Consider the following 23,848-nt stretch of genomic DNA (forward strand, 5'->3'; position numbering starts at 1 on the left):
CGTCGCGGCTTTGCGGGCGGCGTCGCGGCTTTGCGGGCGGCTTCGCGTATGGTCCGTCGCGCCTCGCGGCTCTGCGCGTACGGCTGCGCGTGCCGCGTCGGGGCGTACGCGCGCTCCTGCCCCGAGGGCGCGTCGTTGCCCTGTACGTGCTCCCCCGCGCCCCCTCGCCGCGCCGACGCCGCGCCCCGGCGGAGCCGTCGGCGGGTCCGTGCCCCGCGCGCCCGGGGGTGCTTCGCTTGACGCGGGCACCCGCAGTAGGTTGCATACGGTCTGTGATCACGCACCGGTTTCCACTCGCACGCATCACCGAAGCCTCCTCCTGCCGGGACCGCACCGGAGCGCTGTCGTGGAACCGGTGATCGTGGTGGGCGCGGGCCCTGTCGGTCTCGCGCTCGCGCTGGCCCTGACCCGGCACGACGTCCCCTGCGTCGTCCTCGACGAGGGCTCGTGGAAGGACGAGGCACGACTCGCGCGTACGGCGGTGCTGCGCGCCGACACCGCGAGCTGGCTCGAACGGCTGGCCGACGTCGCGCTCTCCGCCCCCGCGGGCGTTCCGGGCACCGCGCCCGCGCGCGCGGAACGGCGTGACCCGGCATCGGCCGCCCTCACGCACGCCGCACTCCCCGCCGCGTCGCCGGTCACGCAGGGCGACGCCCCGGTGGCCGGGCTCCGGTGGTCCGGCTGGCGCCTGATGCGCCGTAAGCAGACGGTGCGCCACGTCACCTTCGGCGAGGACGAGGACGAGGCCACGGCGGGCGGTACCAGGTCGCGCACGGGAGAACCGTTCGCCGCACCGTTGCACGTCCCGCAGCACGGCCTCGCCGTGGCGCTGCGCCGCGCGCTCGTCGGTTCGCCGCTCGTGACGCTCGTCGGTTCGCCGCTCGTGACGCTCGTCGCCGACAGTCGCGTCGTCGCGCTGGAGCAGGACGCGCACGGCGTGACGGTGCGCACCCGTGGCGCGGGAGGCAACTGGTGGCGCGGCAGTCACGTCGTCGGCTGCGACGGGCCGCGTTCCACGGTGCGCAAGCTCATCGACGTGCGCTTCCCGGGGCGCTCGGGCCTGGAACGGCACGCGGTCGCCGCGCTGCGCGCGGAACTGCCGCACCCCGGCGAGGCGCTGCTGCACCGTTCGCCGCCGTGGCGCGGCGCGAGCCCGGAGATCGCGGCGCGTCCGCTGCCGGACGGCGCGTGGCGCCTCGACTGGCTGCTGCCCGCCGAGGGCGACCTCGTCACGCCGGACGCCCTCGTGACGCGGGTACGGGAGACGCTGGCCGGCTGGTGCGGGGGCGAGACTCCTCCGTACGAACTTCTCGACACCGGCGTGTACACGGTGCACCACCGGCTCGCGCGGAGCTGGCGCGTGGACCGCGCGTTCCTCGCGGGGGACGCGGCGCACCTGGTCGGCGCGGTCGGCACGCAGGGTCTCGACGAGGGGCTGCGCGACGTGCGCAACCTCGCCTGGAAGCTCGCTGCCGCCGCGCGCGGCGAGGCGGGCCCCGCGCTGCTCGACAGCTACCAGGCCGAGCGGCTCGGCGCGGTCGCCGCCCGGCTGCGCGCCGCCGACCAGTCGCTGCCGATACTGCGCGGCGGCGGCCTGCTGCGCGAACTGGTCCCCGGTACGGCGCGCGGGCAGGAGTCGCTGCTGAGCGACGCGCACCTCGGCGACGGCCCGCTCGGCGCCGCGCCCTCGTACGCGCGCTCGCCGCTCGCGCCCCGCGTGGCCGACAGCGCGGTCGCGGTGGGCACCGCGCCGGGCGCCCCGGTCGCCGACGTGCCCGCGACGGGTGAGGACGGCGCGTCCGCGCCGCTCTCCGCGCGCCTCGGCCGCGGCGCCTTCCTCGTCCTGCTCATCGCTCCGGGCACGGGGGTGTGGGACGCGCGGCACTGGCGCACGGCGGGCATCATGCCGCGTCTCGCCGCCGCCGTGAACGCCCTGCCGTGCCGCGCGGAACTCCTCGTCGCCGAGGGCTACCCGGGCGCCGCCGCGCACACGGTGCTGCTCGTCCGGCCCGACGGCCACCTCGTCACGGCGCTGCACGGCGTCCAGCCCGCCGCGTTGTACGGGGCGGCCGACGCGGCGTACGGCGGCGCGGGCACGCCCGGGGACGACGCGCGCGGCCCGGAGGGCGGGGCGGACGGCCGGGCAGCGGCGGAGGACGACGCGTACGGCGACGACCCGGACGGCGCCTACGGCGTGGAACCCGGCGGGGCCTATCAGGACGAGACGGAGCCGGGCGGCGGCCACCGGGACGGGACGGAGGCCGACGGCGCATACGGCGACGGCGGTGAGGAGACCTCGTACGGCCGTCGGGGCGGGGACGCGCCGACGCGTCGCCTGCGGTCCGCACCGGCGCTCGGTCCCGCGCACGACCAGCCGCCCGCTCCTCGTCGCGGGGAGTCCTCCGCGCGCGAGGGCGCCGCCTCCGGAGCGCGCGGCGACACGGAGACCCGGCGGCTCACCACCCGTCCCGGGAACGAGTGAGCGGCGGGGCGCGGACTCCCGATAAGGGCTCGGAAGCAGTGGGGGCGCACGGCGCGCGGCCGGTACGTGACGGGCGGACGCGGGGGCGCGTGGCGGGCGGACGCGGGGGCGTGTGACGGCTCCCGTCCCGCTCCCGCGCGCCATCGACCGCCGGGTACGGGTGAATTGACGGCTCTCCGCCGCCGTGGTCTACTCCGGATCATGACCGACACCGATGTGCGCCTGTGGCGACGGGTCCATATGGACCTGCTGCGCTACGCGGGCTGCGTGTGTCGCCGTTCTCGCTGACTTCCTTTTCCGGCACCTCCTCGTGCCCTCCCCCGCGTACGCGCCGTGGCCTGTCGTGGCCCCCCTCGCGTTGCGCCCCCTCAGCGAACCCAGGACGGTTCACATGTCTGTCGCCACGCCCGCCACCCCTGTCCCCGCGCCCGGCACCGAAGCTCCTGCGGCCCCGGCCCCCTCGCCCGCCGGACCGACCCCCGCCGAACTCCTCGAATTCGTCCGCACCACCGCAGCCGACGCCGACCTCGTCGCCGCCCTCCCCCTCGATCCCGAGAACCGCACGTGGGTGCAGCTCGAAGGCCCCGGCGGCAGCGAGGCATGGCTGATCGGCTGGCCGCCCGGGACCGGCACGGGCTGGCACGATCACGGGGGCTCGCAGGGCGCCTTCGCGACCGCCGCCGGGACCTTGCGCGAGGACTCGCTCGCCGTACGGCTGCCCACCGAGGGCTGGCGCACCCTGGAGCTGGAAGACGGCGTCGACCGCTACCGCGCCCTCTCGGCGGGCGACGGCCGTGCCTTCGGCCGCCACCACGTCCACCAGGTGATCAACGAATCCGGCGCCGAGCACGCCGTCTCCGTGCACGCCTACTACCCGCCGCTGCCGCTCATGCGCCGGTACAGCCGCACGGGGCCGCTGCTCCGTCTCGAAGAAGTCGAACGTCCGGAGGACTGGCAGTGACCACCCCACCGACTCCCGGGCCCTCCGGGATAGACGAACTCGTCGACCGGGCCCGGGCCGGGCTCGACCGGCTCAGCGCGCCTCGGGCCAGGGACGCCGCCGCCGAGGGCGCTCTCCTCGTCGACATCCGCTATGCGGCGCTGCGCGAGCGCGACGGGGTGATCCCGGGTGCGCTGATCGTGGAGCGCAACGAGCTGGAGTGGCGACTCGACCCCTCGGGCAGCCACCGCGTCCGCGAGGCGAGCGGCCACGACCTGCGTGTCGTGGTGATCTGCGACGAGGGCTACGCCTCCAGCCTCGCCGCCGAGTCCTTGCGCCGCCTCGGCCTGCACCGTGCCACCGACCTGGACGGCGGTTTCCAGGCATGGCGCGCGGCCGGCCTCCCGGTTGTACCGGGGCCGGGCACGGCGGCCCGGCCCGCCGTCGAAAGCTGAGGACGGCGGGGGCGCGTCCGGGACTCCCCCACGCGCGAGACCGTGCGCAGCGGTCGCAACGGGCGTGGGGGGCTGGGTCCTGTGACGTCAGGGAAGGGAAGGGCCAGCCGGTCCCCCCGGGGATCGGCCTGCCGAAGCTGCCCCCTCCGACCCGGACACGGCTCACCCGGACACCGCACAGCGCGACGGCAACCGCCCGGGTGCCTCCCCGGGGACATCACCGCAGCGCCCCGCACCCCGCACCGCGTCCCTACCCCGACGGTGAGCCGACAGCCGGGCCGTGCCACCACCGCACGCCACCCCGGGGGCCACCCCCGCGTGTGTCCTCTCCACGTGACGGCCCGTCCGTCACCGCTGCCCGACGGGATGTCCCGTCCTGGCGATTCCGGCAGCCCGCGCACCCCCACCTCCGGCCCGCTCCGCCGCGTGACCGCCCTCCGCCCGGCGGCACCGCGCGTCCCGTCACCTCCGCATCCCGCTTCCGTCCGCTACACCCCGTCCGGGAACTCCTCCAGTTCCTCCCCCTCCGCCTCCAGCGCCTGCCGTACGACCCGCAGAGCCAGGCCCTCCGGGTATCCCTTGCGGGCGAGCATCCCCGCGAGCCGGCGCAGGCGCTTGTCACGGTCGAGTCCGCGTGTCGCCCGCAGCTTCCGGTCGACGAGTTCGCGGGCGGTCGCCTCCTCCCGCTCGGAGTCGAGCTGCCCCACCGCCTCGTCGATGAGGCTGCTCTCGACGCCCTTGGTCCGCAACTCCCTCGCCAGGGCGCGGCGGGCGAGTCCCCGGCTGTGGTGCCGGGACTCGACCCAGGCCCCGGCGAAAGCGGCGTCGTCGATGAGGCCGACCTCCTCGAAGCGCGAAAGCACCTCTTCGGCCGCCTCCTCGGGGATCTCCCGCTTGCGCAGTGCCTCGGCGAGCTGCTTGCGGGTGCGCGCCGTTCCGGTGAGGAGGCGCAGGCAGATCGCCCGTGCCTGCTCCACCGGGTCCTGGGGCTGCTCCTCCCGGCGTCGGCCCCGGGCGGAGGGGGGCCCTGCCGGTGGTGGCCCCCCTCCCTCCGTACCGTCGTCGTGCCCGTCCCCCGCGAAGGGGGGCGTGTAGTCGCCGCGTCGTGTCACGGCTCAGCCCTTGGCGGCTGCGGCCTTGGCTCCCTTGGGCGCCTTGGCCACCGCCGGAGCGGGCACGGTCTTGGCGCCGGCCGGGGTCTCGGCCGTCTCCTCGGTCGCGGCCGGCTCGCCCTCGGGCTTCTCGGTCTTCTCCGGCTTCACGCCGACGCCGAGCTTCTCCTTGATCTTCCGCTCGATCTCGTCCGCGAGGTCGGGGTTGTCCTTGAGGAAGTTGCGGGCGTTCTCCTTGCCCTGGCCGAGCTGGTCGCCCTCGTACGTGTACCAGGCGCCGGCCTTGCGGACGAAGCCGTGCTCGACGCCCATGTCGATGAGCCCGCCCTCACGGCTGATGCCCTGCCCGTAGAGGATGTCGAACTCGGCCTGCTTGAACGGCGGGGCGACCTTGTTCTTCACGATCTTGCAGCGGGTCCTGTTGCCCACCGCGTCCGTGCCGTCCTTGAGGGTCTCGATGCGGCGGATGTCGATGCGCACCGAGGCGTAGAACTTCAGCGCCCGGCCACCCGTGGTGGTCTCGGGGGAGCCGAACATCACACCGATCTTCTCGCGGAGCTGGTTGATGAAGATCGCGGTCGTCTTCGACTGGTTGAGCGCGCTGGTGATCTTGCGGAGCGCCTGGCTCATGAGGCGGGCCTGGAGGCCGACGTGCGAGTCGCCCATCTCGCCCTCGATCTCGGCGCGCGGCACGAGGGCCGCCACCGAGTCGATGACGATGAGGTCGAGGGCGCCGGAGCGGACCAGCATGTCCACGATCTCCAGGGCCTGTTCGCCGTTGTCCGGCTGGGAGAGGATCAGGTTGTCGACGTCGACGCCGAGCTTCCTCGCGTACTCCGGGTCGAGCGCGTGCTCCGCGTCGATGAAGGCGACGGCGCCGCCGGCCTTCTGCGCGTTGGCCACCGCGTGCAGCGTCAGCGTGGTCTTGCCGGAGGACTCCGGGCCGTACACCTCCACGACGCGACCGCGCGGAATGCCGCCGACGCCGAGAGCGATGTCGAGCGCCGTCGAGCCCGTGGGGATCACCTCGATGGGTTCGTTGGGCCGCTCGCCCATGCGCATGACGGCGCCCTTGCCGAACTGCCGCTCAATCTGTGCGAGTGCGGCGTCGAGCGCCTTCTCGCGGTCCGTGCCTGCCATGGGTTCCACCCGATTTGCTTGAGTCGATCGCTTCACGTCGAAGACGCTACTGCCTGCCACTGACAATGCGCCGCGACCGCCTCCTGACCTGTGGATAACTCCCGGTCCCGGACACGCGGGAAGCGTGGGACAGGGGTCAGCACCTGGGCAGAACGGCGCACCAGGTTTTTCATAAGAATGCGTGTTCGATTTCCGTGTCAAGTCGGCACGCCGCCCGCGACCGAGGCGCACGCCCACATGTCGTCGGCGAGGCGCGCACAAGTGCTGTCAGGCGCTGTCAGGCGCTGTCAGGCGCTGACGCGGAGCACCCCGTTCGTCGCCCGGCGGGACGGCCGTCCGTCCGTACCTCTGCCGGCAGCGCTCACTTCTGCGCGTGCAAGGACTCCGCCGCCACCGCGGCCACCGTCTCGGCGACGAGCGAGAGCGCCGGGACGTCCAGCTTCCACTGCTGCCAGTACAGCGCCACGTCCATCGTCCGGCCGGGTGCCAGTTCCGTGAGGGCGCCGGAGCGCAGCAGGGGGTTCGCCTGCTGCTCCGGTACGAGGCCCCAGCCGAGGCCGGCGCGCACCGCGTCGCAGAAGCCCTCCGACGTGGGCACGTAGTGCCGGAGCGGTCCCGCGCCCGGCGCGCCGGGGACCATGGACCGCACGAAACGGTCCTGGAGTTCATCGCGCCGGTCGAAAACGATCACGGGCGCGGCGGGCAGGCGTTCCTCCAGCGGCCCGTCCGCCAGGTGGCGCGCCATGAATCCCTCGCTCGCGACCGGGATGTACCGCTCCAGGCCCAAGGGGCGTACGGTGCAGCCCGCCACCGGCTCCGCCGAGGAGGTCACCGCCGCCATGACGCGCCCCTCGCGCAGCAGTGCGGCGGTGTGCGCCTCGTCCTCGCGGCGCAGCTCGAAGCAGACCGGCGGAGTCTGCGGGACGCGCGTCAGAGCCTGCAGGAACCACGTGGCCAGGGAGTCCGCGTTCACCGCGATGGGCAGCCGGGCCGGCCCGCTCCGGCGGCGATGCCGAGTTCCGTCCACGCGTCGCGCTCCAGCGCGGCGAGCTGGCGGGCGTAGCGCACCACCACCTGGCCGGACTCCGTGGGCCTGACAGGCTTCGTGCGCTGGAGCAGCACCCGCCCCGCACGCTGCTCCAGCGTCTTGATCCGCTGGCTGACGGCGGAGGGTGTCACGTGCAGCACCGCCGCCGCCGCGTCGAAGGTGCCCTCGTCGACGACGGCGAGGAGCGTGCGGACCTGGTCGTGGGGCAGGTAATCCATCACGGGCGCTAATGCTACGTAAAAAACTTTAGCTGTACTCATGCCGTGGCGCTCCCTAGCGTCGGAGCGTGAACAACGGCATTCTCACGGCGACTCTCGCCGGGTTCGGGACGGGCATGTCCCTCATCGTCGCGATCGGCGCGCAGAACGCGTTCGTCCTGCGGCAGGGGGCGCGCCGTCAGGCGGTGCTCGCGGTCGTCGGCATCTGCGCCGCGTCCGACGCGGTCCTCATCGCCCTCGGCGTGGCCGGACTCGGCGCCGTCGTCACGGCGTGGCCCGTCGCGCTGACCGCGGTCGGCCTCGCGGGCGGCGGCTTCCTGCTCTGCTACGGGGCGCTCGCCGCGCGCCGCGCGCTGCGGCCCGCCGGGGAGCAGGCCCTGACGGCGCGGGGCGCGGCGGTCGGTTCGGTGCGCACCGCCGTCCTCACCTGCCTCGCCCTGACCTGGCTCAACCCGCACGTCTATCTCGACACCGTGCTGCTGCTCGGTTCGGTCGCCTCCGACCGCGGCTCGCTGCGGTGGGTCTTCGGTCTCGGCGCGATGCTGGCCAGCCTGGTGTGGTTCGCCGGTCTCGGCTACGGGGCCAGGCTCCTCGGCGGCGTCCTGGCCCGCCCCGGCGCGTGGCGACTCCTCGACGGGGTGGTCGCCGCCACGATGCTCGTGATGGGTGGCTCGCTGCTGATCCGTACGCTCGCGCCCTGATGCGGAGGCGGCGCGGGACGGACACGCCGCGTACGACGCGCAAGCCGCCCGGGATCAGTGGCCCGGCCGGGGCCCCTCGCCGTCGCGCTCTTCTCCCCCGTCGCGCGGTCCGCCGCCCTCCGGCGGGGCGTCGCCGGGGGTTGCCGGGGAGGCGCCGCCTGGCGTCTCCGGGGTGCCGCCCGGTGCCTCCGGGGCGGCGTCGCTGGGCGTCTCCGAGGAGGTGTCGCCTGGTGTCTCCGCTCGGTCCGCGTCCGCCGACGGTGGGGTGCCCGGCTCGTTCGGGCCCCGCAGCGCGCGGCGCACCCGGGCGAGCGTCGGGGAGCCGCCGGGACGCGGGCGCGGGCCCATGACGCGGGGGTCGTCGGTCACGTCGTACCGCTTCACGTACGCCGCGAGGAACGCCTGCAAGGTCGCGACCGCCGGGATCGAGACGAGCGCGCCGACCGCGCCGAGCAGCGCGGTGCCCGCGATCACGGAGCCGAAGGCGACGGCGGGGTGGATGTCGACCGTGCGCGCCGTGAGCTTCGGCTGGAGCAGGTAGTTCTCGAACTGTTGATAGATCACCACGAACACCAGCACCCACACCGCGTACCAGGGGTCCACGGTGAAGGCGATCAGCATGGGCAGGGCCCCGGCCAGGTACGTGCCGATGGTCGGGATGAACTGCGAGACGAGCCCGACCCACACGCCGAGCGCGGGCGCGTAGGGGATGCCGAGCGCCTGGAAGAGGATGTAGTGCGCGATGCCCGAGATGAGCGCCATCAGGCCGCGCGAGTAGAGGTAGCCGCCGGTCTTGTCGACCGCGATCTCCCAGGCCCGCAGCACCTCCGCCTGCTTCGCGGGTGGCAGCACCGAGCACAGCGCGCGGCGCAGCCGGGGGCCGTCCGCCGCGAAGTAGAACGCGAAGAGCAGCAGCGTCAGGAGCTGGAACAGGCCGCCGAGCACCTGCGCGGAGACGTCGAGCACCCCGGAGGCGCTGTTGCGCACGTAGCGCTGGAGCCAGTCCGAGTGCAGCACGCTGTCCTGCACCTCAAGGCGCGACAGCTCGGTGTGGAACGTCCCGTTGACCCACTTGATGACCGAGTCGAGGTACTTCGGGAAGTCCTCGACCATGTTCTGGATCTGCCCCGCGAGCATCGATCCGAGCAGCGTCACGAAGCCTGCGGCGAAGATCAGGACGCCCAGGAAGACGAGGCCCGTCGCCGCGCCGCGCCGCATCCCGCGCGCCGACATCCAGCTCACGGCCGGCTCGATCGCGAGGGCCAGGAAGAAGGCGATCAGGACGTTGATCAGCAGCCCCGTGAGCCGGTGGAAGGCCCACGTGCCGAGCTGGAAACAGGCGATCAGGAGGAGCGCGGAGACCATGGCGCGCGGCAGCCAGCGGGGCATGCGACCGCCCTGCCCACCTGCCCCGGAACCGGAGGCGGGCGGCCCTGGGGCGTCCGCGCCCGGCGGAGCTGTGCGTCCGGTGGTCTCGTCTGTCGCTGCCACGTCAGTCAGTCTCGCCTACACCTCGGACATTCGGACAATCGCTCGGTCCACCGACGCTTCCCGGCCACGATCATGGCCGGATCGACTCGGCCTCCCGCCCCCGGCGGTACGGGGCCGGGCGGTGCCTGCGGCGGTACGGGAGCGGGGGCCGCGAGCGTCGCGGGCGGTACGGGAGCGGGGCCGCGCGCGTCGCGGCGGGTACGGGAACGGGGCGACGCGGTCAGCGTTCGCTCTCCGGTACGTCGGCCGCCTCGCACACCGCGCGCCACACGTTCTTCGCCTCCCAGCCGTCGGCGAGCGCCTGCTCCACGGTGCGCCCGCCGAGCTGGGACATGACGTGGTCGTGCGCGAAGGACTCCACGTACCCCGCGCCGAAGTGCTCCGTCATCTTGCGCCAGAAGACCGTCAACCGCATGAGGCCAGTATCCGCGATCACCGCGTGGACCGGCGCGGCGGGCCGCTCACCCCGCGAGCGCCCGCACCCCCGCCGTCACGAGCACCGCGGCGGCGACGACCACGAGGAACGGCGCGCGCAGCAGCAGCGCGAGCGCGGCGGCGCCGACGCCCGCGGCGCGCGCGTCGACGACGAGCGAGGTGCCGTGCGCGAAGGTCTGCTGCGCGGTGAGCGCCGCGAGCAGCGCGACGGGCAGCAGGGCCGCGAGCCGCCGCACGAGGGGCCGCTCCAGGACACCGCCCGGCACGAGGAGCCCGGCGAGCTTGACCGCGTAGCAGCCGACCGCCGTGAGCACCACGGCGAGCCAGATGTTCATCGTTCGTCCTCCTGCGGGGTGTCGGGGCGGGCGTCCTGGGGGGCGGCGTCGGGGCGGGCGTCGTCGCGAGGGCGTTGCGTCGCGGCGTCGGGGGTGTGCGACGACGCGGCGTCGGGCGCTTGTGACGAGGCGGTGTCGGCGCGGCGTGGCCCCGTCGCGCCGCGTGCCGTCCGGCAGCCGTGGGCCCACAGCACGGCGGGCGCGGCGAGGGCCGAGACGAGGACCGGGACGCCGGCGGGGAGGACCGGCAGGAGGCCCAGGCCGAGCAGGACGGCGAGCGCGGCCACCGCGCGCTCGGCGGTGCCGCGCACCATCGGCGCCAGGAGCGCGAGGAAGACGGCGGGACCCGCGGCGTCGAGCCCCCACGCGTCGGTGTCGCCGATCGCCTCCGCGCCCATCGCGCCGAGGAGCGTCGTCAGGTTCCACAGCACGTAGAGGCACAGCCCCGTGACGGTGAAGCCGATACGGGCGCCGCGCCGGTCGGGCTGGGCGAGCGCGACGGCGGTCGTCTCGTCGATGACCCACTGCGCCGCGAGGGGCCGCAGCGCCCGGGGCACCTGGAGCAGTTGCGACAGGCGCAGCCCGTAGAAGGCGTTGCGCACGCCGAGGAAGAAGGCCCCCGCCGCCGCGGCGTACGCGCCGCCGCCCCCCGCCAGGGCGCCGACCAGCGCGAACTGCGAGGCCCCGGTGAAGACCAGGAGACTCAGCGCGCAGGTCTGCGCGATGCTCAGTCCCGCTCCGGCCGAGGTGACCCCGAAGGCGAAGCCGGAGAGACCCACCGCGATGCCCACGCCGAGCGCGTCGCGCACGACGGCGGCGTCGGGTTTGCGCGACGTGGGGTGCGCCCCGGACGCGACGTGGGACGCGACGTCGCCCGCGGCGGACGGCGCGGTGTCGGGGGCGGAGGCCGGGGCGACGCCGGGCGGCGGGGGTCGGTTCTCGCTGTTCACAGGCTCAGGCTAGGAGCGCCCGCACGCGTGGTCTTGTACGTTCTTGCGCGCCACCGACGCGCGCCCGCCCCGCACGACGTCGCGGGGGCCGCCCCACGCGACGTAGCCCGCGTCCCACGCGACGTGGCCGCCGCCCACGCGACATGGCGCGTCGCGACACGCGACATCGCCCCAGGTCACACGCGACGTCAGGCCCGCACCCCGCGCGACGTGGAGCCGCCGTCCGTACGCGACGCCGCGCCGTCCGCGCGCCACGTCGCGCCCTCCCCCGTCACGTCGCGCTCTCCGCGCACCACGTCGCCCCCTCCCCGCCCGACGTCGCCCCCGGCAGTCGCTCGCGGCGGTACGCGCCCGGCGGTACGCCCACGATGCGGGTGAAGTGGCGGTTCAGGTGGGGCTGGTCGCTGAAGCCGACGGCGTGGGCGACGTCGGCGGGCGCGAGGCCCGCGTCGAGGAGGCGGCGGGCGGCCCGCACCCGCGCGTCGGTGAGCCACGTGTGCGGCGGCATCCCGTACGCGGCGCGGAAGGCGCGCAGGAGGGCGTACGGGCCGGTGCCGAGCCCGGCGGCGAGTTCGCCCAGCGAGGGCGGGTCGTCGAGGCGGCCGGCGAGGATGTCGCGCGCCTCGGCCGCGACGCGCGCCCCCGCGCCGCGCACGGTCCTGGCGCGCAGCGGCCCCCCGTTGCGGCGCAGCAGCCGGGTGACCGTGACGCGCAGCAGCGTGTCCGCGGTGAGCGCGTCGCCCTCCTCCGCAGCGCGCAGTACGCGGTGGACGAGGCGTGTCGCGTACGGGTCGGCCAGGACCGGCGCCGCGAAGCCCGGGGCGCCGCGCAGCGTCGTCGTCTCCCGCGCGATCTCCGCGACGAGCCCGGGGGCCGGGTAGACGGCGCCGTACCGCCAGCCCTCGGGCCCCTGGGCGCGTCCCGTGTGCGGAGTGTCCGGGTTGACGAGGGCGAGGCTGCCCGCGCCCGCGTACTCCTCGGTGCCGCGGTGCCGGAAGACCTCGACCCCCGAGGTCACGGCGGCGATCACGTAGTGCTCGTGGGTGTGCGGCGCGAAGGTCTTGCGGACGTAGCGGGCGCGCAGGAGGTCGACGCCGGGCAGTTCCGCGTACCGCCAGTGCCGGGCCCGCTCGGCCGCTCCCCGCGCCGTCCTCTCGCTCGCCCTCATGGCGCCATTGTGCGAGGGAGCGGACGACGAGCGGCGGAGCGTTCCACGCTGCGGACGCGACGCAGCGCCGGGGTGCGTCACGCGACGTACAGCTCCGCCACGCGACACGTAGGGCTCCGCCACGCGACGTATCGGTGCCCACGGCGACGCGCATGACCGCCACGCGACGTAGCGGCCCCCGACGCGACGTACGCCGCCCGCCACGCGACGCCGGCGCGCCATCCTCCCTCCCCCACGCGACGTACCCGCCCCACCACGTCCCGCACACCCCGCCAGGCCCCCACCCCACCCGGGCGACCCGCGCCCCCGGCACCCCCGCTCCCCCAGCCGTTGTCAGTGCCACGGTGCACGATGGGGAGCATGGCCGCTTCCGCCCTCCAGGGGTTCTCCGCCGCCACCCGTGACTGGTTCACGGGTGCCTTCTCCGCGCCGACCGCCGCGCAGGAGGGCGCGTGGCGTGCCATCCAGAAGGAGTCGGACGTCCTGGTCGTGGCCCCGACGGGTTCGGGGAAGACCCTCGCCGCCTTCCTCGCCGCGCTCGACGGCCTCGCGTCCACGCCTCCGCCCGCCGAGGCCCGCAAGCGCTGCCGTGTGCTCTACGTGTCGCCGCTCAAGGCCCTCGCCGTGGACGTGGAGCGCAATCTGCGCAGCCCGCTGACCGGTATCCGGCAGGAGTCCGTGCGCCTCGGGCTGCCCGAGCCGGAGATCCGCGTCGGCATCCGTTCGGGTGATACCCCGGCGGCGGAGCGCCGCTCGCTCACCACCCGTCCCCCGGACATCCTCATCACGACGCCCGAGTCCCTCTTCCTCATGCTCACGTCGCAGGCCCGCGAAGCGCTGACGGGCGTCGAGACGGTGATCCTCGACGAGGTGCACGCGGTCGCGGGCACGAAGCGCGGCGCGCACCTCGCGCTGTCGCTGGAGCGCCTCGACGAACTGCTGCCGCGCCCCGCGCGCCGTATCGGGCTCTCCGCGACGGTGCGTCCCGTCGACGAGGTGGCGCGCTTCCTGTCGCCGCAGCGCAGGGCCGAGGTGGTGCAGCCGGTCTCGGGCAAGGAATTCGACCTCTCCGTCGTCGTGCCCGTGCCCGATCTCGGCGAGATGGGCGGCTCGCCCGTCGGCGAGGACGACAAGGGCGAGTCGCCCTCCGTGTGGCCGCAGGTCGAGGAGCGCATCACGGACCTCGTGCAGGCGCACCGGTCCACGATCGTCTTCGTCAACTCGCGCCGCCTCGCCGAGCGCCTGTGCAACCGCCTCAACGAGATCGCTTACGAGCGCGCCACGGGCGAGCCCCTGCCCGAGGACCACGCCCCCGCGCAGCTCATGGGCGGCTCGGGCCCCGCGAAGGGGGCGCCGCCCGTGCTCGCGCGGGCGCACCACGGCTCGGTGTCCAAGGAGCAGCGCGCGCAGGTCGAGGAGGACCTCAAGGCGGGCAGGCTGCCCGCCGTCGTCGCGACGTCGAGCCTGGAGCTGGGCATCGACATGGGCTCCGTCGACCTCGTCGTACAGGTCGAGTCGCCCCCCTCGGTCGCCTCCGGGCTCCAGCGCGTCGGCCGCGCGGGGCACCAGGTGGGCGCCGTCTCGACGGGCGTCGTCTTCCCGAAGTACCGCGGCGACCTCGTGCAGTCCGCCGTCGTCACCGAGCGGATGCGCGGCGGGCTCATCGAGGCGCTGCGCGTCCCGTCCAACCCGCTGGACGTCCTCGCGCAGCAGCTCGTCGCGATGACGTCGATGGACACCTGGCAGTACGACGACCTGCTCGCGCTCGTCCGTCGCGCCGCGCCGTTCGCCGCGCTGCCCGAGTCCGCCTTCGAGTCGGTGCTCGACATGCTCGCGGGCCGGTACCCGTCGGACGCCTTCGCCGAACTGCGCCCGCGCGTCGTGTGGGACCGCGTCGCGGGCACCATCACGGGCCGCCCGGGGGCGCAGCGGCTCGCGGTCACCTCGGGCGGCACGATCCCCGACCGCGGCCTCTTCGGCGTCTTCCTCGCCGGCTCGGACCCGAAGAAGGGCGGCGGGCGCGTCGGCGAGCTGGACGAGGAGATGGTGTACGAGTCGCGGGTCGGCGATGTCTTCACGCTCGGCACCACGTCGTGGCGCATCGAGGACATCACGCGCGACCGCGTGCTCGTCTCGCCCGCGCCCGGGGTCCCGGGGAGACTGCCGTTCTGGAAGGGCGACCAGCTCGGCAGGCCGCTGGAGCTGGGGCGCGCGCTCGGCGCCTTCGTCCGGGAACTGGGCGGCCTGTCCCAGGAGGACGCGCGCCTGCGCCTCGTCGCGGCCGGGCTCGACGCCTGGGCGACGGACAACCTCCTCGCGTACCTGGACGAGCAGCGCCGCGCCTGCGGGCACGTCCCCGACGACCGCACCATCGTCGTCGAGCGCTTCCGCGACGAGCTGGGCGACTGGCGCGTCGTCGTGCACTCCCCCTTCGGCGCGCAGGTGCACGCGCCGTGGGCGCTCGCGATCGGCTCGCGGCTGCACGAGAAGCTGGGCCTCGACGCGCAGGTCGTGCACGCGGACGACGGCATCGTGCTGCGCCTGCCCGACGCGGACCTCCTCGGCCTCGACCTGCTCGACATCGACGCGGACGCCGCCCCGAAGAAGACCCCGGGCACCGAGTACGACAGCGAGCAGGCCCCGGTCGGCGCGCAGGACACCCTCTTCGACCAGGAGGAGATCGAGCGGATCGTCACCGACGAGGTCGGCGGCTCCGCGCTCTTCGCCTCGCGCTTCCGCGAATGCGCCGCGCGCGCCCTCCTGCTGCCCCGCCGGGACCCCGGCCGCCGCACCCCGCTGTGGCAGCAGCGCCAGCGCGCCTCGCAGCTGCTCCAGGTCGCGAGCGAGTTCGGCTCGTTCCCGATCGTGCTCGAAGCGGTCCGCGAGTGCCTCCAGGACGTCTTCGACGTGCCGGGGCTGCGCGAGCTGATGGGCGACATCGCGTCGCGCCGCGTCCGCCTCGTCGAGGTGACGACGCCCGAGGCGTCGCCGTTCGCCCGCTCGCTGCTCTTCGGGTACGTCGCGCAGTTCCTCTACGAGGGCGACTCGCCCCTCGCCGAGCGTCGCGCCGCCGCGCTCTCGCTGGACTCGCGCCTGCTCTCCGAACTGCTCGGCCGCGCCGAACTGCGCGAACTCCTCGACCCGGAGGTCCTCGCCGAGCTGGAGCGCGAGCTGCAATGGCTCACCGAGGACCGCGCCGTGAAGGACGCCGAGGGCGTCGCCGACCGGCTGCGCCTGCTCGGGCCGCTCACGGACGAGGAACTGACGACGCGCGGTGCGGAACCCTCGTACGTGCGGGAGCTGGCGGAGTCGCGCCGCGCCATCGAGGTGCGGATCGCGGGCCGCGCGCACTGGGCGGCGATCGAGGACGCGGGCCGGCTGCGCGACGCGCTCGGCACCGCGCTGCCCGTGGGCGTTCCGGAGGCGTTCACGGAGCCGGTGAAGGACCCGCTCGGCGACCTCCTCGCCCGCTACGCGCGCACGCACGGCCCGTTCACGACCGCGGACGCCGCGGCCCGCTTCGGTCTCGGCACCGCGGTGACCGAGGGCGCGCTCCAGCGGCTCGCGGCGGGCGGACGCGTCGTCGCCGGGGAGTTCCACCCGGCGGGTCGCGGTCAGGAGTGGTGCGACGCGACGGTGCTGCGACGCCTGCGGCGGCGCTCGCTCGCGGCGCTACGGCACGAACTGGAGCCGGTGCCCCCGAGCGCGTACGCGGGCTTCCTGCCCCGCTGGCAGCACCTCGACGGCAACGGGCTGCGCGGTATCGACGGCCTCGTGCGCGCCGTCGAGCAGTTGCAGGGCGCGACGGTGCCCGCCTCGGCGCTCGAACGCCTCGTCCTGCCCTCGCGCCTGTCCGCGTACAGCCCGGCGCTGCTCGACGAACTGACCTCCGCGGGCGAACTGCTGTGGGCCGGGGCGGGCGCCCTGCCGGGCAAGGACGGCTGGATCGGCCTCTACCCGGCCGATTCCGCCCCCCTCCTGCTCCCCGAGCCGCTCCCCCTCGAACTGAGCCCGCTGCACCAGTCGCTCCTGGACGCGCTCTCGGGCGGCTACGGGCTCTTCTTCCGCCAGATCGCCGGGCAGGTCCGCGCGACGACGCACCCCGAGGCGACGGACCCGCAACTCGCCGACGCCCTGTGGGACCTCGTGTGGAGCGGGCGCCTCACGAACGACACGCTGGCGCCGCTGCGCGCGCTGCTCGGCTCCGGGCGCACGGCGGGATCGACGGCGCACCGTGCGCGCCGTACGGTGCCGCGCGGCCGGTACGGCTCCCTCACCGCCGCCGCGCGCACCGCCTCGCGCTCGGGGCCGCCCACCGTCGCGGGCCGCTGGTCGTTGCTGCCGCCGCGCGAGGGCGACCCGACGGTCCGCGCGCACGCCCTCGCCCGTACGCTCCTCGACCGGTACGGCGTCGTCACGCGCGGCACCGTCGCCGCGGAGGGCATCGAGGGCGGCTTCTCGAAGGTGTACCGGGTGCTGGCGGCCTTCGAGGAGAACGGGCAGGCGCGGCGCGGGTACGTGGTGGAGGGGCTCGGTGCCGCGCAGTTCGCCGTGGAGGGTGCCGTGGACCGGCTGCGCGCCGTCGCGACGGCGGCCGAGCGCGGCGACGAGCGGGCGGGCCGCGCCGTGGTCCTCGCCGCCGCCGACCCGGCGAACGCCTACGGTGCCGCGCTGCCCTGGCCCGAACCCCCCGAGAACACCCCGCACAAACCGGGCCGCAAAGCGGGCTCGCTCGTCGTGCTCGTCAACGGGGCGCTCACCGTGTACGTCGAACGGGGCGGCAAGACGCTTCTCGTGTGGCCCGCCACACCGGACGAGGCCGTCGACCCGGACGATCCCCGCGTCGGGGAGGCCCTGCGCGCCCTCGCGGAGGCGGCAGGGGCCGGGGCGCTCGGCACCCTGACCGTCGAGCGGATCAACGGCGCGCCCGCGCTCACCGCGCCGCTCGGCCCCGTCCTCGAAGCGGCCGGTTTCCACGCGACGCCGAGAGGGCTGCGGCTGCGGGCACAGTAGAGCGCGGACACCGGCACCGGCATCGGCATCGGCATCGGCATCGGCATCGGCATCGGCATCGGCATCGGCAGGAGGGAAGTCCCATGCCCGAGGGCGACACCGTCTTCCACACGGCGCGACGGCTGCACGCCGCGCTCGCGGGGCAGCGGCTCACGGCCGCCGACCTGCGCGTGCCGCGCTTCGCGACGGCGGACCTCACCGGGCGCGAGGTGCGCGACGTGACGCCGCGCGGCAAGCACCTCCTGACCCGCCTCTCGGGAGGGCTCACGCTCCACACCCACCTGCGCATGGACGGCGCGTGGCGCGTGTACGAGGCGGGCGAGCGCTGGCGCGGCGGACCGGGACACCAGATCCGCGCGATCCTCGGCACCGAGGCCCGGACCGCCGTCGGCTACCGCCTGCCCGTCGTCGAGCTGCTCCGTACGGCCGACGAGGACCGAGCCGTGGGCCACCTCGGTCCCGACCTCCTCGGCCCGGACTGGGACGCCGAGGCCGCGCTCGCGAGGCTCCTCGCCGCGCCGGAACGCCCGCTCGGGGAGGCGCTGCTCGACCAGCGCAATCTCGCGGGGATCGGCAACGTCTACAAGAGCGAACTGTGTTTCCTGCTGCGCGTCACGCCCTGGACCCCGGTGGGCGACGTTCCCCGGCCCGCACGCGCCACCGCCCTCGCCGCGCGCCTCCTGGACGCCAACCGCGACACCTTCCGCCGCGTCACGACAGGCCGCCGCGACACCCCCCTGTACGTCTACGGCCGCGCCCACCGCCCCTGCCTGCGCTGCGGGGCCACGATCCGCGAGGCCGAACAGGGCGACGGCACGAAGGCCCGCCCCACGTACTGGTGCCCGCGCTGCCAGGAGGGCCCGGCACCGTACTGAGCGGAACGCCGGGCGCGAGCCCCCGCCCGCCCACGCAAAAGCCGGAGCCCCCACGCCGCCGTGCGCGGCGCGGAGGCTCCGGCTCCGCCGTACGGGTGCTGGCCCCGCGAGGAAACGTCACTCGTTGTTCGACGCCTGGAACATCCAGTGGTGCTTCTCCAGGTCCGCCGTGATCGCGATGAGGAGGTCCTGCGTGACCGGGTCCGGGTCGGCCGTCGCCGCGACCCGCTCACGCAGCCGGGTGATGGCGGCGGCGAGGGCGTCGGTCATGGCCGCGACCGCGTCGTTGTCCTTGATCCAGCCGTCACCGATCTTGCCGAGGCCACTCGTGGCGGCGACGGTGCTCACGCGGCCGTCCGGCGAGACGCCGAGGGTCGAGGCGCGCTCGGCGACCTCGTCCATGTGCGTACGGGCCGAGTCCACGACGTCGTCGAGCTGGAGGTGCACCGAGCGGAAGCGCGGGCCGATCACGTTCCAGTGGATCTGCTTGGCGACCAGGGAAAGGTCCACGAGGTCGACCAGCGCGCCCTGGAGCGCGTCGGAAACGATCTTGAGGTCGGCTTCGGCAAGGGGACTCTTCACTACGTACATCCGAATTCCTCCATCTCACTCACGACTCACGTGCCCCCGTTCCGCTCTCTCAACCATGACATAACGCGGTGAAGCAGGTCACACGGAGAAAGCCGGTCCACCGCCGGAAGACGGCCGGATACGCGCGCCGGACGGGGCCCGGGTACGCGAAAGGCGGAGCCCTCACCGAAGTACCCGGTGAGGGCTCCGCCATACGTGGGGCGCGTGCGTCGTGCGACCGCTCAGGCCGCGACCACGTCCACAGCCTCGGTCGGCGCCTTGATGGTGACCCGCTCGGGCGGGACACCCGTGACGGACACCGAATTCAGTACCGGACGGCGTACCGGCGGCACCGGGTCGGCGGCTGCCGACTCGGCAAGCTCAGCGAGGGCGAGTTCGTCGCTGACCTCGTGCATCAGCTCGGACATCCGTACATCAAGCGCGTCGCAAATGGCGGCGAGCAGTTCGGAGGACGCCTCCTTCTGCCCCCGCTCCACCTCGGAGAGATAGCCGAGTGAGACCCGGGCGGACGAGGAGACTTCGCGCAGAGTACGGCCCTGGCGCTGGCGCTGCCGACGCAGCACGTCACCCAGCAGGCGACGGAGCAGAATCATCGGTGGCTCCCTCCTCGGACCGTGTAACCGCATCCTTCTCGCCCCACCGTACCGCTTGGGACCGTGGCCGTGCGGGGAGCGAAGACGTGTTCACTCAGGGCTGTAAACATCAAGTCCCCCCGATTTCTTCCGTATCCTGTGCGCGCGCATGGGTGATGAGTTCATCGCGGAGCAGGCCGAGCACGATCCGCACGCTATCCCTACGAATTTCCGTACGGTCACCGTTCAACCGCAGTGCCAGAATTTTCTCGCCCTGTGCACCGGTCAAACCTGTTACCGACCGCTTTTCGGTCTCTCCGGCACCACTCGTGTTCCCGACGCTCTTCGCGCCCTCGACGGTTCCGTGGTGCGCGAGATGCCGGGCGAGCCGGTCCGCGAAGCTCTCGTCGGCGCCGGGTGTGGTCTCCGGCGAGGGCGGGAGCGGGCCGCGCCCGCCGGCGGGGCCGGCCACCGCCACGTACACCGTCCCGACGGGCCGCCCGTCCTGCGGCTCGGGCCCGGCGACACCGGTCGTCGCGGCGCCCCAGTCGGCGCCGAGCGCGTCGCGCGCCCCGGTCGCCATCTGCGCGGCGACCTCCGGGTGCACCGCGCCCTCGCGGGCGAGGAGCGCGGCATCGACGCCGAGCAGCCGGTGCTTCAGTTCGGTCGCGTACGCGGTGACGGAGCCGCGGAAGGCCGCGGACGCCCCGGGTGCCGCGGTCAGCTCGGCGGCGACGAGACCGCCCGTGAGCGACTCGGCGACGGCGACGGTCCACCCGGCCTCACGGGCCAGCGCGACGACGTCGACCGCCGCGTTCTCGGGCAGGGCGCCTCCGGCGTCGCGCGCGCTCACGCCTGGCTCCTCCGCCCGCGCGGCGCGGCGTCCTCACTTGTCGCATCCCCCTGGTCCCGTCCGGCACCGGGCGCGGCACCGTCACCGGCCGTGGCCTCGCGACGGACCTCACCCGAGGCCGCCACGTCGCGGGAGGGCTCGCGGGAGCCCGTCTCCTCGCGGGCGTCGTCGGCGTCGCCCTCTTCCGCCACCTCGGGCGGCACCGTCCCCCGCACCGCCGCCTGCACCCGGTCCCCCGTGCCGAGGTCGCGTGCCCGCGCCTCGTCGAGTACGACGGCGCGCCGCGCGGCGATGCCCTCGCGGCGCAGCACGACCGCCTGGCGCACGTAGTCGAGCCCCGTCGCGACGGTGAGCGCGACCGCGACGGCCATGACCCAGAACCGCGCCGAGGCGAGCCACCCCGTCAGGGCGAGCACGTACATGCCGACCGCGACGCCCTGCGCGAGGGTCTTGAGCTTGCCGCCGCGGCTCGCCGGGATGACCCCGTACCTGATGACGACGAAGCGGAGCAGCGTGATGCCCAGCTCACGGCCCAGGATGACGCCCGTGACCCACCACGGCAGGTCGCCGAGCGCCGAGAGGCAGCACAGGGCCGCGCCCATGATCGCCTTGTCCGCGATGGGGTCGGCGATCTTCCCGAAGTCGGTGACGAGGTTGTACGTGCGCGCGAGGTGGCCGTCGAAGAGGTCGGTGATCATCGCGACGGTGAAGGCGGCCCAGGCGACGGAGCGCCACGCCGGGTCGTGTCCCCCGGCGACGAGCATCAGGGCGATGAAGCCGGGGACGAGGACGAGCCGGATCATCGTGAGGATGTTCGCGATGTTCCAGATACGGGGGGTGCCCGCGACGCCCGCGGCGGTGCTGCCGCCCGGGGCGCCGGTGCCGCTCGTGGCGGTTGCCGGGGCTCCCGTCATCTGCCTGCCTCCTCAAGACACTCCGCCACGAGATCGACGCCTTCGGTGCCGATCACCTTGGCGACGACCATACGGCCGACGCGGGGCGAAGCACCGTCCGGGAGCGCCGCCCCGCCGGTGAGAATGATCTGCCCGTCCGTCTCGGGGGCCTGGTGCGGCCCGCGGCCCAGGGCCGGCTCGTCCTCGGTGGCGGCCGATTCGACGAGCACCTCCATCGTCTCGCCGATCCGCTCCTCCGCACGCTGGGCGGTCAGCTCCTCGGCGAGCCGCGAGACGCGCGCGAGGCGCTCGGCGACGACCTCCTCGTCGAGCTTCGTCGCGTACGTCGCCGCCTCGGTGCCCTCCTCGTCGGAGTAGCCGAAGACGCCGATCGCGTCGAGGCGCGCGGAGGTGAGGAAGCGTTCCAGCTCGGCGACGTCCTCCTCGGTCTCGCCGGGGAAGCCGACGATGAAGTTGGAGCGCACCCCGGCCTCGGGGGCCTTCGCGCGGATCTGGTCGAGCAGGCCGAGGAAGCTGTCGGTGCCGCCGAACCGCCGCATCGCGCGCAGGACGCCGGCCGCGGAGTGCTGGAAGGAGAGGTCGAAGTACGGGGCGATCTTCGGCGTCGAGGTGAGCACGTCGATCAGGCCCGGCCGCATCTCGGCGGGCTGGAGGTAGCTGACGCGCACCCGCTCGATGCCGTCCACGGCGGCGAGCTCGGGGAGCAGGGTCTCCAGGAGGCGGATGTCGCCGAGGTCCTTGCCGTACGAGGTGTTGTTCTCGGAGACGAGCATGACCTCGCGCACCCCCTGCTCGGCGAGCCACCGCGTCTCGGTGAGCACGTCGGAGGGACGGCGCGAGATGAAGGAGCCGCGGAAGGAGGGGATGGCGCAGAAGGAGCAGCGCCGGTCGCAGCCCGAGGCGAGCTTGACGGAGGCGACGGGGCTGGTGCCGAGGCGGCGCCGCAGCGGGGCGCGCGGGCCCGAGGCGGGCGCGAGGCCGTCGGGGAGGTCGGCGGGCGCGACGTCCTCGGGCTCGGGGGCCTGCTGCGCGTGGCCGGGCAGGGCGACGCCGGGGGCGTCCTGGCGGGCGGCGGGGCTCAGCGGCAGGAGCTTGCGGCGGTCGCGCGGGGTGTGCGAGGCGTGGATGCCGCCGCTCAGGATCGTCTGGAGGCGGTCGGAGATGTCCGCGTAGTCGTCGAACCCGAGCACGCCGTCCGCCTCGGGCAGCGCCTCGGCGAGGTCCTTGCCGTACCGCTCGGCCATGCAGCCCACCGCGACGACGGCCTGCGTTCTGCCGTGGCCCTTGAGGTCGTTCGCCTCCAGGAGCGCGTCCACGGAGTCCTTCTTGGCGGCCTCGACGAAGCCACAGGTGTTGACGACGGCGACATCGGCGTGCGAGGCGTCCTCGACGAGGTCCCAGCCGTCCGCCTCCAGGCGGCCTGCCAGCTCCTCCGAGTCCACCTCGTTACGGGCGCAGCCAAGGGTGACGAGAGCGACGGTGCGGCGTTCGGGCATGGGCTCAAGACTACTTCGTCCCCGGACGGCGCCTTCCGCGCAGGTGGCGGTAGGGGTTCGGGAGCGGGTCGGGCCGAGGCGGCGGGGCCCGGCGCCGGGGGCGGTGCGCGGTACGCGGCGGACGCCCCCGGCCCGTACCCGCCGCCCCGTGCGCCGCTCAGCCCTCCGAGGGGTTGCCCTTCGTGTACGAGAGCCGCTGGACCTGGCCGGGGCGGAACTTGTCCGCGATGGGCTTGCCGTTCACCGAGACCCGGACCGCGCCCGCGTCGCCGAGGACGAGGTCGACCTGCTCGGCGTCCGTGAACGTCTTGTGCTGGCCCTGCTCCAGGACCCCGTCGAACAGGCTGCGCCCGGTGTGGTCCTTGACCGAGACCCAGGAGCGGCGCTCGGGCACGCTCAGCTTCACCGTCACCTTGTCCGCGGGCACGGCGGCCACCGCGCTCTCCGCGGGGTTCGCGGGACTCGCCGGGGACGGGCTCCCGCTCTGCGACGCGCTCGGCGAGGGGCTCGCGCTGTCACCCGCCGGGGCGCCCTCGGCGGCGTGGCGCTTCGTCCCCGCGGGCTCGTCGCCGCCGCTGACGACGGTGAAGCCCACGAAGGCGACGACCGCGACGATCGCCGCGACCATGGCGGCGGTCCAGTTGGGGCGGCGGCGGTCGGGCCGGATGCGCTCGGCCTCGAAGAGCGGCGCGGCGGGCGTGGGCAGCGGGGCGCCGTCGTGCTCGGCGTCGTAGCGCGCGAGCAGGGGCTCGGGGTCGAGGCCCACGGCGCGCGCGAGGGCGCGCAGGTGTCCCCGGGCGTAGACGGTGCCGCCGCACTGCGAGAAATCGTCGTTCTCGATGGCCTGGACGAGAGGGACGCGGATACGCGTCGAGGCGCTGAGGTCCTCGACCCGGAGCCCGGCCTTCGCGCGGGCCCGCCGCAGCGTCTCGCCGAGGGACGGACCGTCGTCGGAAGGGCGTTCTTCTGCTGGGGAGTTGCCGATGGACACGAGAGCGCCTTTCGAGCGTGCAGCCACCTGCTGGAGGTTCAGTCTAGGGGGGCTGTAAAAGCCTCGGG

General features: G+C 74.6%; 20 protein-coding genes and 1 pseudogene. 7 read left to right on the top strand and 14 right to left on the bottom strand.

From position 1 onward, the window contains the following. The first annotated feature begins 346 nt into the window (after positions 1 to 346). The 4 genes from STTU_RS07520 (at position 347) to STTU_RS07530 (ending at position 3,877) form a co-directional block, all read left to right on the top strand. Positions 347 to 2,482, top strand: coding sequence for an FAD-dependent monooxygenase (locus STTU_RS07520; RefSeq protein WP_007821398.1), 2,136 nt, complete (start codon positions 347 to 349; stop codon positions 2,480 to 2,482). A gap of 201 nt (positions 2,483 to 2,683) precedes the next feature. After that, positions 2,684 to 2,770, top strand: a complete 87-nt coding sequence (locus STTU_RS36025) for a putative leader peptide (RefSeq protein WP_324603596.1) — start codon at positions 2,684 to 2,686, stop codon at positions 2,768 to 2,770. A 103-nt stretch (positions 2,771 to 2,873) separates the two neighbouring features. After that, a complete protein-coding gene (locus STTU_RS07525) occupies positions 2,874 to 3,443 on the top strand; it encodes a cysteine dioxygenase (protein WP_007821402.1) in 570 nt (189 codons plus the stop codon). Continuing rightward, positions 3,440 to 3,877, top strand: a complete 438-nt coding sequence (locus STTU_RS07530) for a rhodanese-like domain-containing protein (RefSeq protein ID WP_043254488.1) — start codon at positions 3,440 to 3,442, stop codon at positions 3,875 to 3,877. The genes STTU_RS07525 and STTU_RS07530 overlap by 4 nt, the downstream gene beginning before the upstream one ends. A gap of 488 nt (positions 3,878 to 4,365) precedes the next feature. Here STTU_RS07530 and recX read toward each other — a convergent pair whose 3' ends face one another. The 3 genes and pseudogenes from recX to STTU_RS07545 form a co-directional block, all read right to left on the bottom strand. Then, a complete protein-coding gene (recX, locus tag STTU_RS07535; RefSeq protein ID WP_078518942.1) occupies positions 4,366 to 4,989 on the bottom strand; it encodes a recombination regulator RecX in 624 nt (207 codons plus the stop codon). A gap of 3 nt (positions 4,990 to 4,992) precedes the next feature. Beyond that, positions 4,993 to 6,129 (bottom strand): recombinase RecA, encoded by a 1,137-nt coding sequence (recA, locus tag STTU_RS07540; RefSeq protein ID WP_009069008.1) that lies wholly within the window; start codon positions 6,127 to 6,129, stop codon positions 4,993 to 4,995. A 361-nt stretch (positions 6,130 to 6,490) separates the two neighbouring features. Further along, positions 6,491 to 7,395, bottom strand: a pseudogene (locus STTU_RS07545) (LysR family transcriptional regulator ArgP). 68 nt (positions 7,396 to 7,463) lie between these two features. Between STTU_RS07545 and STTU_RS07550 the strand changes: the two are divergent. After that, positions 7,464 to 8,096 (top strand): LysE/ArgO family amino acid transporter, encoded by a 633-nt coding sequence (locus STTU_RS07550; RefSeq protein ID WP_007821417.1) that lies wholly within the window; start codon positions 7,464 to 7,466, stop codon positions 8,094 to 8,096. Between the two features lie 54 nt (positions 8,097 to 8,150). Here STTU_RS07550 and STTU_RS07555 read toward each other — a convergent pair whose 3' ends face one another. The 5 genes from STTU_RS07555 to STTU_RS07575 all read right to left on the bottom strand — a co-directional run bounded on the left by STTU_RS07555 (position 8,151) and on the right by STTU_RS07575 (position 12,475). After that, a complete protein-coding gene (locus STTU_RS07555) occupies positions 8,151 to 9,485 on the bottom strand; it encodes an AI-2E family transporter (protein ID WP_043254491.1) in 1,335 nt (444 codons plus the stop codon). Positions 9,486 to 9,807: 322 nt separating this feature from the next. Next, positions 9,808 to 10,002 carry a DUF3046 domain-containing protein gene (locus STTU_RS07560; RefSeq protein WP_007821421.1) on the bottom strand — a complete coding sequence of 65 codons (195 nt, stop codon included), beginning with the start codon at positions 10,000 to 10,002 and terminating at the stop codon, positions 9,808 to 9,810. Between the two features lie 46 nt (positions 10,003 to 10,048). Then, complete coding sequence (locus tag STTU_RS07565; RefSeq protein WP_009069003.1) at positions 10,049 to 10,357, bottom strand: AzlD domain-containing protein; 309 nt, start codon at positions 10,355 to 10,357, stop codon at positions 10,049 to 10,051. Continuing rightward, positions 10,354 to 11,166, bottom strand: a complete 813-nt coding sequence (locus tag STTU_RS07570; RefSeq protein WP_234019368.1) for an AzlC family ABC transporter permease — start codon at positions 11,164 to 11,166, stop codon at positions 10,354 to 10,356. Before STTU_RS07570 ends, STTU_RS07565 begins: the two co-directional genes overlap by 4 nt. A gap of 412 nt (positions 11,167 to 11,578) precedes the next feature. Then, positions 11,579 to 12,475 carry an AraC family transcriptional regulator gene (locus STTU_RS07575; protein WP_007821429.1) on the bottom strand — a complete coding sequence of 299 codons (897 nt, stop codon included), beginning with the start codon at positions 12,473 to 12,475 and terminating at the stop codon, positions 11,579 to 11,581. 360 nt (positions 12,476 to 12,835) lie between these two features. Here STTU_RS07575 and STTU_RS07580 point away from each other — a divergent pair, with 360 nt between their 5' ends. Further along, positions 12,836 to 17,488, top strand: coding sequence for an ATP-dependent helicase (locus STTU_RS07580; RefSeq protein WP_007821431.1), 4,653 nt, complete (start codon positions 12,836 to 12,838; stop codon positions 17,486 to 17,488). A gap of 83 nt (positions 17,489 to 17,571) precedes the next feature. Further along, positions 17,572 to 18,363, top strand: a complete 792-nt coding sequence (locus STTU_RS07585; RefSeq protein WP_007821433.1) for a DNA-formamidopyrimidine glycosylase family protein — start codon at positions 17,572 to 17,574, stop codon at positions 18,361 to 18,363. A gap of 117 nt (positions 18,364 to 18,480) precedes the next feature. Here the strand turns inward: STTU_RS07585 and STTU_RS07590 are convergent, their stop codons facing one another. From STTU_RS07590 to STTU_RS07615, 6 genes are all read right to left on the bottom strand, one after another. Further along, on the bottom strand, positions 18,481 to 18,954 hold the full coding sequence (locus STTU_RS07590) for a Dps family protein (RefSeq protein WP_007821434.1): 474 nt from the start codon (positions 18,952 to 18,954) through the stop codon (positions 18,481 to 18,483). A gap of 221 nt (positions 18,955 to 19,175) precedes the next feature. Next, a complete protein-coding gene (locus tag STTU_RS07595) occupies positions 19,176 to 19,547 on the bottom strand; it encodes a helix-turn-helix domain-containing protein (protein WP_007821437.1) in 372 nt (123 codons plus the stop codon). A 109-nt stretch (positions 19,548 to 19,656) separates the two neighbouring features. After that, positions 19,657 to 20,379, bottom strand: coding sequence for a CinA family protein (locus STTU_RS07600; protein WP_234019189.1), 723 nt, complete (start codon positions 20,377 to 20,379; stop codon positions 19,657 to 19,659). Further along, complete coding sequence (gene pgsA / locus STTU_RS07605) at positions 20,376 to 21,293, bottom strand: CDP-diacylglycerol--glycerol-3-phosphate 3-phosphatidyltransferase (RefSeq protein WP_043254494.1); 918 nt, start codon at positions 21,291 to 21,293, stop codon at positions 20,376 to 20,378. The genes STTU_RS07600 and pgsA overlap by 4 nt, the downstream gene beginning before the upstream one ends. Continuing rightward, on the bottom strand, positions 21,290 to 22,789 hold the full coding sequence (rimO, locus tag STTU_RS07610) for a 30S ribosomal protein S12 methylthiotransferase RimO (RefSeq protein ID WP_007821444.1): 1,500 nt from the start codon (positions 22,787 to 22,789) through the stop codon (positions 21,290 to 21,292). Before rimO ends, pgsA begins: the two co-directional genes overlap by 4 nt. Before the next feature lie 157 nt (positions 22,790 to 22,946). After that, entirely contained in the window at positions 22,947 to 23,780 is an 834-nt protein-coding gene (locus STTU_RS07615) for a helix-turn-helix domain-containing protein (protein WP_007821445.1), read from the bottom strand. Positions 23,781 to 23,848 lie beyond the last annotated feature (68 nt).

It is taken from the genome of Streptomyces sp. Tu6071 (assembly GCF_000213055.1).
Classification (GTDB): Bacteria; Actinomycetota; Actinomycetes; order Streptomycetales; family Streptomycetaceae; genus Streptomyces; species Streptomyces evansiae.